Consider the following 347-nt stretch of genomic DNA (forward strand, 5'->3'; position numbering starts at 1 on the left):
GCTTCGACGGGCAGATCGAGCTCGAGGCGTTGCGGCTCTACGGCCTGCCGGAGCACGCCCCGGCGCTGCTCTGCGGCACGCCCACCCTGCCGGTGGGCCAGCGGGAGTTTGCCGCCGAGGTCTCCTGGGACCTGCCCAACCTGGCGCTGAGTGCCACCAGCCTGCTCGACGTGGCGGTCACCGGCTGCCGGCAGGGAGATGGCGCCCATGCCTCGCTGGCCTCATCGACCCGCTTCATCGAGCTCGACGCCGCCACCTGGACCACCAACACGGTCCAGGTGATGGCACGCAACATCTCGCCCACGGCGAGCTTCGACTTCGGCCCGGCCACGCTCTCCGTCGCGGTG

1 pseudogene is annotated in these 347 nt (G+C 71.5%); it reads left to right on the forward strand.

Annotated elements, in window-relative coordinates:
* Positions 1–347: pseudogene (locus tag ET526_RS21475) on the forward strand (hypothetical protein); the annotation flags it as partial.

The sequence above is a fragment of the Crenalkalicoccus roseus genome, from assembly GCF_004761865.1.
GTDB lineage: Bacteria > Pseudomonadota > Alphaproteobacteria > Acetobacterales > Acetobacteraceae > Crenalkalicoccus > Crenalkalicoccus roseus.